Raw genomic sequence first — 761 nt, forward strand, 5'->3', positions numbered from 1 at the left:
TTATTGGGGTTAAACCAGCAGAAGAGTATATTTTCACCATCTTTGCTATGCCAGTTGGTAACTATTTTAAAGGTGGTTTAGTCCCAACAAATTTCTTGATTCAGGATGAATACGACCGTGCAGCTCCGAATGGTACAGGTGCGGCCAAGGTAGGTGGAAACTATGCTGCAAGTCTCCTCCCAGGTAAAATGGCCAAGTCACGCCAATTTTCAGATGTTATCTACCTAGACCCATCTACACATACAAAGATTGAAGAAGTCGGTTCAGCTAACTTCTTTGGAATTACAGCTGACAATGAATTTGTAACACCATTGAGTCCATCTATCTTGCCATCTATTACCAAGTATTCTTTGCTTTACTTGGCAGAACACCGCTTGGGCTTGACACCGATTGAAGGTGATGTTCCAATTGATAATTTGGATCGTTTTGTAGAGGCAGGAGCTTGTGGTACAGCAGCGGTCATTTCGCCAATTGGAGGTATCCAACATGGCGATGATTTCCATGTTTTCTATAGCGAAACAGAAGTAGGTCCTGTTACACGTAAACTCTATGATGAATTGACTGGTATCCAATTTGGTGACGTAGAAGCACCAGAAGGATGGATTGTCAAAGTGGACTAAAAGACATGAAATAAAGAAGAGCTCCATAGCAGTTGTAAGGACTGAAATGGAGTTTTTTCTTGCTAGTTTGAGCATTTTCTTGTACAATAGAAAAAGTGAAAAGAGGTACAGTATGAGTAAAAAAGATAAGAAAATTGAAAT

1 protein-coding gene is annotated in these 761 nt (G+C 40.1%); it reads left to right on the forward strand.

Features of this window, described 5'->3' with window-relative positions; translation table 11 throughout:
- A partial coding sequence (gene ilvE / locus GMD4S_RS09760) for a branched-chain-amino-acid transaminase (RefSeq protein WP_000530363.1) occupies positions 1-620 on the forward strand: 620 nt, incomplete at its 5' end.
- Positions 621-761: the final 141 nt, after the last annotated feature.

Source organism: Streptococcus sp. GMD4S (assembly GCF_000296955.1).